Source organism: Ferroglobus sp. (genome assembly GCF_015521575.1).
In the GTDB taxonomy this organism is placed as follows: Archaea; Halobacteriota; Archaeoglobi; order Archaeoglobales; family Archaeoglobaceae; genus Ferroglobus.
Genome location: NZ_WANY01000055.1, coordinates 1 through 9,774 on the forward strand (window position 1 = coordinate 1; position 9,774 = coordinate 9,774).

The following is a 9,774-nucleotide window of genomic DNA, read 5'->3' on the forward strand; positions in this document are numbered from 1 at the left end:
CTCTTTTAGAGAAGCTTTCGCTGACACTCGGAAAAATTAAAGCTGGAAACTACAAATCAGCTACGGAATAGTTTTTGTTGCAGCATTTCAGTTTCTTGCATTTGGAGTGGTTAAATTGACGAGGCTAAGAAAATTTAAACCAAAATGTTAATATATTGGTAAAAAAGTTTGGAAATATGGAAGTAAGAATGGATGCGCAGGGTAGAATTTACCTACCAGCCAATATAAGAAATGCTGTAAAACACAGGAGATTCAGAGTGGTTTTGGAAGATGACAAGATAATTCTAATTCCAATTAAACCTGCTATCGAAAAATATTACGGAATCGTGAAGCCACGATATAAGACGGCAGAAGAAATAGACGAAGCGGTGAAACATGAGACAGAAAAAATCCTCCGGGAGGATATATATTGATGTGAATGTTCTCTATTACTATCTCACAGCTCACGAGGAATTTGGAGAGCGATCCAAAGATCTTATTGAACGATATGCGCTTGCAACCTCAGCGCTGACGATATGGTTGCTCTACGTGCTTACAAAGCTTGAGAATGTTGCTACAATTTTGGAAGAGCTTGAAATCGAAATTCTACCGTTAACAAGTGAAATCTTTGAAAAAGCAAGAATGTTGAAGAAGCCAAAAGATTTTGAAGATAGAATACACTTGGCTACAATGCTTGAACACGGTATTGAAATTATATTATCAAACGATAAAGATTTTGACGAAATCCCGAAAATCAGAAGGATATTTTAAGAATGCTGCTACCTCACCCTCCCCCTCGCAAGAGAAGCGAATATGCCGAAAAAGCAGAGAACAGAAAATACCGCAAAACTCGTTCGAGTGCTTTCAAGGAGGAGAGGATAAATTTTTGGTGTGATCAGAGCCTTTCCGATGTAAATGGCGAAGATTAACATGACGATAGCCATGCTCAACATCTGTCCGACAACGCGCATTGTCGAAAGAGTTGCGGAGGCTAATCCGTAAAATTTCCTTTCAACAGAACTCATAATAGCGTTTGTATTCGGAGAAGAGAACAAGGCAAATCCGAATCCCATGAGCATGAGGTTGGATATTATGAGAGAAAGCTTCGTGTTTTCGTCTATTGTTGAAAATATCAGAAGTCCGAGAGCAGTTACAGCCATTCCGGCTGAAGCGACAACTCTTGGCTCCACTCTATCCGAAAGCCAGCCTGCGAAGGGTGAAAATAAAGCTTGCATTACCGGTTGAGAAACCAGAACGAATCCAGCTTGCTGGGGAGTTAAAGCTTTGATGTACTGAAGATACAGGCTTAAAAGATACGCAACAGCAAACGTGGCGGAATAGTTGAGTAATGCTGCCAAATTTGAGAGGGTAAATGTTGCGTTTCTCTTGAAAAGTTCGATTTCCAGTATAGGGTGATCAATCCTGCTTTCCCAGAAAATAAAGAGTAAGAGTAAGGAGAAGCCTGCAAAAAGAAAAGATAAGTTGGATTCAGAGAATCCGAGCATTATAAACAAAAGCATTAAGCTGTAAATCACCGAGCCGATGAAATCGAAGCTTTCTCCTCTTGCATCTGCCCATTCTGCCTTCAGTTTTAATGCCGCGAGGATAACTATGAAGATTCCGATGGGAACGTTGACGAGGAAAACGCTCCTCCAGCCGAAGTTTTGGGTTAAAATCCCTCCGAAGAAAGGTCCTAAGCTGAGTCCGGTGTAAACAGAGGCTACGTTGATTCCGAGTATCTTTCCTCTTTCTTTTAACGGAAAAACCGATGTGAGGATTGCTATCCCCGTTGCGAAGATCATAGCTCCCCCAATTCCCTGCAAAATTCTGAACGCTATGAGCATTTCCGCTGAAAAAGCCAAACCTGAAAGCAGAGATCCGACCGTGAAAATTACCATGCCAAGAACGAAGATCTTTTTTCTCCCCTTTATGTCAGCTAATCTCCCGAAGGGAACGAGAAACATTGCAGAAGAAAGAAGAAAGGCTGTGGCTATCCAGTTCAGAGTAATTGCATCGACTTTAAGCTCATTGCCGATCGAAGGAAGGGCTACATTAACCGAGGAAAGGGTGAATGGGGTAAGAAATGACGCAGGAACTATTGCCATGAGCACAGCTTTTCTCATCATCTTTCCCCCTAAGTAAAAAATTTATATCTCAACGAAAACTTTTCGGAGTGCTCGAAGTTTTGACGTTCTTGATCTCGATGGAGTTAATTGCAATTTTAAGCTACCCCCTCCTCAGAAGCTTCTTCGAAGAGTCCTATTCCCTCAGCAAACCCTTCGGTTTGGCAATTTCGACAATTCTTGCCCTATCTCTTTCAACCCTCTTACCCTTTTCCCTCTCCTCTTACATCTCGGTGATTTTTCTCGCCTTTCTCGCTTTAATTTTTTGGGGGAAATTAAGTTTTGGAAGGAGCGAGCTGAAGGAGGAAGCGATCTTTCTTTCAGCTTTTGCTCTCTTGCTGGCGTATCTCTCATTTAAACCGGAGATATACTTTGCATACTCCGAAGACTTCGTGGATTTCGCATTTTTGAAATCAATTCTTCGCTTCGGATTTCCTCTTCGGGATCCTTGGTTTGGAGGGGAGTTCCTACCCTACTACTTCTTCGGTCACGCAGCTGCAGCTTTACTAATAGCGCTTTCCGGAGTTAAAGCTGAAATAGGATACAATCTTGCTGTAGCGGCATACTATTCCATGGCGGTTCAGCTCTCCTATTCTCTCGGGAAGAGTGTGTCTGGAAGAGAAATCTACGGGTTCTTATCGGCTTTGTTCGTTTGCTTTGCCGGTTTCTTTTCTGGATTTTTCCAACTTCTTGCTTTTCTCTTCAAAACACCGTTTTTGGGTTACAAAACCGCAAAATCGGCATTTCAATGGCTTCTCGACTTCGATTTTTCCGCAGCTACAAGGACGATTCCGGGAGCTGTGGTTTTCTATCCATTCTTCACATTTCTCCAAGGAGACATGCATGCGCATTTCATGTCGATTCCCTTCCAGATAGCCTTTCTACTCTCGGCTTTTCATCTTTACAAGGACTTCTCGACTAAGAAATTAGCCGCAACTCTTTTCCTTCTCTTTTTCCTCCTCGGCACCAACGCTTGGTCGTTTTTGCCGGCTCTTCTTCTCCTAACTGTTATCGCCGAAAATAAAAGAGCCAAGTTCTTAGCTTTTCTCGTACCTTCGGCAATTTTAATTCTGATCCCTGCGGGAATTTTAAAATTCGTTGAAGCGAGAACGGAACTTCTTGACTTCATTCAAATCTTCGCTTTGTTTCTCGTCTCGACTTTATTGTGCGCTGCGAATAAACTCAACGGAAAAAGTCTATTTCTCATCCTCGTGTCTTTCCTCGTAGGCTTTTTTATCGAATTTCAGCTTCTTTTTCTCTTTCCTGTCGCTCTTCTCCTTTTGAGGGAGAGAAGTTTCGAGAATCTTCTCGCATTTATTGCTATCCTGACTCTCCTCTTTTGCGAACTCTTTTACTTCGACGACCCTCTTGGAAAGCCCTTTGAAAGGATGAACACACTGATGAAGCTGTATTTATCTGCTTGGATTTTCTGGGGCTTTTCCTCGGCTTTATATCTCCGAAAACTTGAGAAAAAAGCGATTGTGGTTTTCGTAATTTTTGTCCTTTCGTTGGTTCATCCTTTAGCGTCGCTCTTAACAATGCCGAACAGCAAATTGCTCGGAGATAGCGGAGAAATAACCCTCGACGGAATGAGGTGGTTAAAGGAAAAGAACTTGGAAGAGTACGAAGCGATAAAGTGGCTTGAAAACAGAAGTGGAATGGTTCTGGAAGCTCCCGGAGAGGCTTACACATATTCTTCAAGGGTTTCAACCTTCACCGGCTTACCTACCGTTATCGGATGGAGAACCCACGAAATCATGTGGGGTAAGAGCTGGGAGGAAGTGAATGAGAGGACGAAGGATGTTGATGAGATTTACTTGAACGGAAGTTTAGAATTGATTTATAAATATAAAATTAAATACATATTTTTTGGAGAAGTTGAAAGAAAAAGGTATGGGAAGAGTGAACTCGATTATCCCTGGCTGAAAGTTGTTTTCAAAAAAGGAAACGTTACGATTTACGAAGTTCGCTGATGCTTGAGCCAAAAAAGGTTGACAGAATTGAGAGGATTAGCAGCAGAATTAAAGGAATCGCTGCTATCTCCGAGAATCTGATCCAAGGTGGAAGCGAGGCTAAGAAAATTGCTGAGATAGCTGCGAAGGCAATTAGAGACATCAAAATCGCTTTTAAAAGTTTTTCGACAGCCATTCCTATCCCAGCGAAGGCTAAAATGAAGCCTACCCAGTGAAAAACGGAAAGGATAAATCCGGAGAGAATTAAAAGGTAAATTAGCTTCCTCACCAGCTCACCTCCTTGTAGTCGCAATTTATCCACATCTCAAGCTGGTCGAAGTAGTGCTTCGAAGTAATCCTCCCCGAATTTCCTCCTGGAATTATCGTGTACGCCTTTTCTCCTATTTCTACGATCATTCTAAAGCTACTTCCTACCTGAGGGTTTTCTTCGACTCTAAAGTTGTAAATCGTGTATTTTGATCCGTTCATCGGGTAGCTTGGATAATTGAAAACTTTAAGCTTAACTCCGAAGGGATGCTCTATCTTAAGCCTGTTGTAGCCCCCGTAGGTTTTCCAGCCGTTTTTATTCATCTCTTCGACGGCTTTTTCAAGAGCCCTCAGAATAATGTCTCTTCTCTTCTCGATTTTTTCCGTCCTCACGTCATCGAACCACTTGCTGTCCTCTTCGAGCTTTTGAATCACCCAAAGTCTTGGGTAGTACGGCTCTATTCCGGCTTTTTCAAAGTCGTCGTCGAAGATCTCTTTTACGTAGTTCTTCAGCCAGAGGGAGAAAATCAGAGCAGCTTTACTATCTTTTTTCATTTTGTAGTTCCATTTCTTCAGGGTTTCAACGTAGTCTCTAAACATCTCCTCGTCTTTTGTCGCTTCAATTATCAGGGGAACGAAGAATTCTGCTGGCTTCGAGTAAACGTCTCTCTGCATTTTCTTTACGTACTCTACATCGATCTTTCCTTGCATAATTCCCTTCTCTATCAGCTCCTCTATCCTCATCGCCCTGTAAGGGTCGGCAAAGTACATGCTATCCCCTAAATAGTAGCTGTAATTGCCCACAATCCTCTGATTTGCCGTAGCTATGTAATCTGGATTCATCGCATGGGGTATCTCTTCGAACGGAATGAATCCTTCCCAGCTTGACTCTCCGTAGGGTGTGAAGCCGATCCACTCTCCATCTCCTTTCGATCCGTTGAAAACCACGTTTCCAGCCACTTCTTTCCCATCCACGTACCTTATCGGATACTTTCCGGCCGGATAGTAAGCTATGCTACTTTCATCGGCAACCACGAGGTTTTGAGCTGGAACGTCAAAGAACCTCGCAGCATTTATAACGTCCTCGACGCTTCTCGCTTTGTTGTAGAGATATATCGCCAAAGCCTCTCTTGTTCCGCTGAATCCCGTCCAAGCTACGGAAACGTTATACTTTTTCAGAAAAGGACCGTGAACGGTCTTTATAACTTCAACTTCCACTTCTTTCCCCTTAACCTTTATGACTCTCTTTTCTTTTTTGGGTTCCAGCCATTCTCCTTTGTAGAGGTACTTTCCGTCCTTCCAAACGTAAGCGTAGAAGTCTATCACATCAGCTCCAACGTTCGTGAATCCCCAAGCCACATGCTTATTGTATCCTATTATCACGAACGGGATTCCGGGGAACGTTACACCTCTAACTTCGAAATCTTTCGTTTTTAAATGCATTTCATACCAAACGGGTGGAGCTGTTAAGAGTAGATGAGGATCGTTAGCTAAAATCGGCTTACCGCTCTCGGTAAATTTTCCGGAGATAACCCAGTTGTTGCTTCCAACCCCTTCTGGATAGCTTACACTTACGTTCTCCAACTTTGCGGGAGAGGAGTAGTTTTCCAGAATTTCGTAACCGTGACCGAGTTTCGCTGGATAAAGTTCGAGAGCTTCTGGGAGCTTTCTCCTTATCTCTTCCCTCTTCAAATCCCAGAAGTTTCCGGTTAGCTCCCAAGCGATCTCTTTTGCTATCAGCAGAGTATCCACCGGAGTCCATTTCTCCGGCTTATAGTTCAAGAGAACGAACTCTATCGGCAGATTTCCCGAGTCTATGTAAGCGTTAACACCTTCGCAGTAGGCGAGAATAGCCTCTCTAACGCTTTTATTCCTCTTCAAAACCTCCCACGAAGCTTTTGCCGCGCTTTCGAAATCCATTTCAACGTGAAACTTATCGCTTTCCAAAGTTATTTCTCCGAAGATTTCGGAAAGCTGACCTTTCATATACCTTCTGTGAAGGTCCATCTGGAAAAGTCGGTCTTTGGCTTGCAAATAGCCTACTGCAAAGAACAGAGCTTTTTCGTTTTCAGCGTAAATGTGGGGAGCTCCGAACTCGTCGTAGTAAATATCTACCCTTCCGTAAGGATTGTTCATTTCGATCTCATCTTTCCATAAACTTCCTGAGAAGGGGGCGAAGGAATTCAAATAATTATTCGCTGCGGCAACGAACAGAATTAGAAGGAGCAGAGATAAGGCTATGCGTTTCATTAATTCGAGTATATTTTTAACTTTTTTAATTTTTTCGTTCAGATTTTAACTGCTCCTCTCAATTCCTCGATCTTCCTCTCAAAAGCTTTCTCTGCTTCTTCATAAATTTCAAGAAGTTTCTCAGCTAACTCCGTTAAAGAGCTCTCTCCTCCCTTTTCTCCACCTCTTTTGGTCTCGACTATTCTATTTCCGAGTTTTTCCTCCATCTTTTTTATGTACCCCCAGACGTATCTGTAAGACATCTCCAGCTCTTTCGAAGCTTTAGATATGCTACCGTGCTTTTTTATAGCTTTGAGAATTTCCGCTCCCCCTTTTCCCATCAAAAACTCTCCATCCTTTTCTATCCATATCCTGAACTTGAGTTCAATAATAGGCATCACCACTCACGAACTTCTTAGTCAATTCATTTTTAGGATTCTCAAAAATTTGTTTCGTTTCTCCGTACTCTATCAGCTTTCCGTTGTGGAGAAAGGCAACTTTATCCGATAGTCTCTTAGCCTGAAAGATGTTGTGAGTGGCTATTACTATCGTTTTTCCTGATTTTGCGAGGTCTCTGATGCATTTCTCAACTATAGATGCGTTTTCGGCGTCAAGGTTTGAAGTGGGCTCGTCGAAGAGGTAAACTTCTCTTTCGATTGCCAAAGCTCTCGCTATAGCGAGTCTCTGCTTTTCCCCTCCGCTTAAATTCTTAGCCTTCTTCTTCGCAACCTCAAGGAGGTTCAATTTCTCTAAAATTTCTTCGGCTTTCTCTTTACTCGAATTGCTGTCTAAGGATAAAGCGTAGAGCAAGTTGTCTAAAACAGTGCCTCTAAAAACGACTGGCTGCTGAAAAACCATCGTAATCTTCTTCCTGTGCTTTTCACTTGCCTCTTCTCCCATGAAGTAGTACTCTCCTTCAAAACTTTCAAGCAGAGCTATAATTCTCAGAAGCGTGGTTTTTCCAGCTCCGCTGCTCCCTAAAATGGCAGTAATTCCTCTCTCTATCTCCATGCTCAAGCTTAGCTTGAATTGTCCGTAATCCTTGACTACATTTCTGAGCTCTATCACAGCCATTTTTTCACCAAGTTCATTATCCATGAGATCGCAAAAACTACCGATAGGAGGATTAGCCCGAGGACTATCGCAACGTCTATCTCTCCCCTCGCCACGTGCATTTGGATTGCGGTAGTTAAAACCCTTGTGTTTGCTAAGCCTCCGTAAACGAACACGTTTCCACCGATCATGAGAGCTATTCCCAACTCAGCCACTGCTCTGTTGAATGCGGCTATGGAGGAGAGGACGATTCCCGGAAGAGCTTCACTTAAAACTTTGACGACAGCCTGAGCTCTTGAGGCTCCGAGAGTTAAGGCGAGCTCGTATATTTCTTCACTTACCTGCTCAATTGAGGTGGCGGTTATACTTACAACTATGGGCAGAACGAGGAACATCTGTCCCAAGCTTATTCCCATTTCAGTGTAGAGCAATCCGAGGAAGCCGAAAGGTCCTTTTGGGGCTAAGAGTAGGTAGAGAAATAAACCCATTACGACCGTCGGAATTCCAAGGAGGGTGTTGAATATCGATTTTAAGAATTCTCTGCCGGTGAAGTTGTATAAAGAAAGGAGAACTCCCACCGGTATCCCAATTGTGGAAGCAAGTATCGCAGCCAGACCCGAGACTTTTAGAGATCTGAGGGTTATTTCGGCAACGATTCCCCAGTCCAAGTCACCAAAAAGCGATACCATATTCCTCAGCTCTGTATCTATACTCCTTGGGACACTCACTCCCGTTTATGAATCCGTACTTCGCGATCCAGCTGTAGTAGGGCTCTATTTTCTTCTCCAGAACTTCTACAGCCGGATAGAAGAGAGGCATGCCGAATTCGTCTCTTCCAAAATCTCTAAGAACCTCTTGTCCATCAGTTACGAGCCATCTCTCAAATTTCATAGCCAAATCGAAGTTTTCATTACCTTTTTCCGGATTTACAACTATTATCGAGTAGACGTTTATTAACTCCTCTCCCCTATCAACGAGAATTTCTAAGTCTATTTTTCCGGCTCTCTTAAATCTCAGGTATGTTCCGGTATCTGAGAGTGTGTAGGCTTTTTCGTTGCTTGCGTAAAGTAAAGTCTGACCCATCCCAGCTCCAGTTTCTCTAAACCATTTCTCCTTTCTTATTTCCTCGTAATCGAAACCGGCGGCTTTCCATAAAGTTATTTCTTTAACATTCGTCCCCGACAAATCTCCCCTCGAAACCCAGATAGCTTTTCCTTCCCTTCCAGCTTCCGCTATCTTTTTCATAGCGTCAACGACATTCGAACCTCTAATTTTTGCCGGATCATCTTTTGGACCAACTATTACGAAGAAGTTGTAGGCGAAGATTTTTCTGTTCACTCCGTAACCTTCTCTTATAAACTCCTCCTCCTTACTCTTCGCATGAACGAGTATTGCATCGCTAACCCCAAGCCTTGCATCGTTTATAGCTGCCCCAGTCCCCTTAGCTATGAAATGCACTTCAATCCCGTATTTCTCCTTAAAAATCCTCGCAACCTCGTCAAGAAAGCCCGTGTCGTATAAACTTGTGGTGGTCGAAATCGTCAAGATCTTCAGTTCTTCCCTCTTATTCTGCTCGTAAAAGTAAAGTCCAAAGGTTATTACCAAAATCGCCAAGGCTAAAATTACTATCTTTCGAGCCATATGCATGAACATGCATAACGAATATAAATTGTTTTTGTTGGGAACGATTTCAGAATTGCTTTTTCTTTCTTCGAAAACCTTTAAACTTTACCCTCTCAGAATATATTTTAACCAATTTTGATGAAGCTCAAGGAAATAATGAAAAGCTCAACCTCTTTGAAAGAGAGTTCCAAACGACGTCAGAATCCTTGGCATAGCTACCTACATCCAGACGTCCCCCAATAAGAAACCCTGTTAAATACTGGAAATTTTCGCAAGCCGTTCATAGCTTTATTACAATCATCTAGAGTGGTTGAGTTGTCAGCCTCCTCAGATCCTTAGCGCAATATTTATAACCTCACAAACAAAGTGGGAAATGTGGGAACATGCCCCTAACAAAGGTCGACGAAAAGGGGAGAATTCTGCTACCTAAGGAAATAAGAGAGAAGTTGAACATAAAACCGGGAGATGAGTTCTTGGTTGCTGACGTAGACAAAGATGCGGTCGTACTAAAGAGGATAGATGTCAGAAAGATGTTAGAGAGTCTAATC

Annotated in this window: 11 protein-coding genes; 5 read left to right on the forward strand and 6 right to left on the reverse strand. The window is 42.7% G+C overall.

Annotation, left to right across the window (positions count from 1 at the left end):
• Positions 1-176: 176 nt before the first annotated feature.
• Together F7C14_RS02120 and F7C14_RS02125 are read left to right on the forward strand one after the other, a co-directional pair.
• Positions 177-413, forward strand: coding sequence for a hypothetical protein (locus F7C14_RS02120; protein WP_290899504.1), 237 nt, complete (start codon positions 177-179; stop codon positions 411-413).
• Positions 376-750, forward strand: coding sequence for a type II toxin-antitoxin system VapC family toxin (locus F7C14_RS02125; protein ID WP_290899506.1), 375 nt, complete (start codon positions 376-378; stop codon positions 748-750). Before F7C14_RS02120 ends, F7C14_RS02125 begins: the two co-directional genes overlap by 38 nt.
• Positions 751-758: 8 nt before the next feature.
• Here the strand turns inward: F7C14_RS02125 and F7C14_RS02130 are convergent, their stop codons facing one another.
• Positions 759-2,102 (reverse strand): MFS transporter, encoded by a 1,344-nt coding sequence (locus F7C14_RS02130; protein ID WP_290899508.1) that lies wholly within the window; start codon positions 2,100-2,102, stop codon positions 759-761.
• A gap of 50 nt (positions 2,103-2,152) precedes the next feature.
• On the opposite strand from F7C14_RS02130, the gene F7C14_RS02135 reads away from it, so the two are divergent.
• Positions 2,153-4,075 carry a DUF2298 domain-containing protein gene (locus tag F7C14_RS02135; RefSeq protein ID WP_290899510.1) on the forward strand — a complete coding sequence of 641 codons (1,923 nt, stop codon included), beginning with the start codon at positions 2,153-2,155 and terminating at the stop codon, positions 4,073-4,075.
• A complete protein-coding gene (locus F7C14_RS02140; protein ID WP_290899512.1) occupies positions 4,075-4,290 on the forward strand; it encodes a hypothetical protein in 216 nt (71 codons plus the stop codon). Before F7C14_RS02135 ends, F7C14_RS02140 begins: the two co-directional genes overlap by 1 nt.
• Positions 4,291-4,339: 49 nt before the next feature.
• Here F7C14_RS02140 and F7C14_RS02145 read toward each other — a convergent pair whose 3' ends face one another.
• The 5 genes from F7C14_RS02145 to F7C14_RS02165 are packed head-to-tail and all read right to left on the reverse strand — an operon-like array spanning position 4,340 to position 9,244.
• Entirely contained in the window at positions 4,340-6,571 is a 2,232-nt protein-coding gene (locus F7C14_RS02145) for a penicillin acylase family protein (protein WP_290899514.1), read from the reverse strand.
• Positions 6,572-6,609: 38 nt separating this feature from the next.
• Positions 6,610-6,948, reverse strand: a complete 339-nt coding sequence (locus F7C14_RS02150) for a winged helix-turn-helix domain-containing protein (RefSeq protein WP_290899517.1) — start codon at positions 6,946-6,948, stop codon at positions 6,610-6,612.
• Complete coding sequence (locus tag F7C14_RS02155; RefSeq protein WP_290899519.1) at positions 6,935-7,624, reverse strand: ATP-binding cassette domain-containing protein; 690 nt, start codon at positions 7,622-7,624, stop codon at positions 6,935-6,937. Before F7C14_RS02155 ends, F7C14_RS02150 begins: the two co-directional genes overlap by 14 nt.
• Entirely contained in the window at positions 7,615-8,292 is a 678-nt protein-coding gene (locus F7C14_RS02160; RefSeq protein WP_290899521.1) for an ABC transporter permease, read from the reverse strand. The genes F7C14_RS02155 and F7C14_RS02160 overlap by 10 nt, the downstream gene beginning before the upstream one ends.
• A complete protein-coding gene (locus F7C14_RS02165) occupies positions 8,273-9,244 on the reverse strand; it encodes a substrate-binding domain-containing protein (protein ID WP_290899525.1) in 972 nt (323 codons plus the stop codon). The genes F7C14_RS02160 and F7C14_RS02165 overlap by 20 nt, the downstream gene beginning before the upstream one ends.
• A gap of 365 nt (positions 9,245-9,609) precedes the next feature.
• Between F7C14_RS02165 and F7C14_RS02170 the strand changes: the two genes are divergently transcribed.
• Positions 9,610-9,774: AbrB/MazE/SpoVT family DNA-binding domain-containing protein (locus tag F7C14_RS02170; protein WP_290899528.1), on the forward strand; the 165-nt coding region annotated here is incomplete at its 3' end.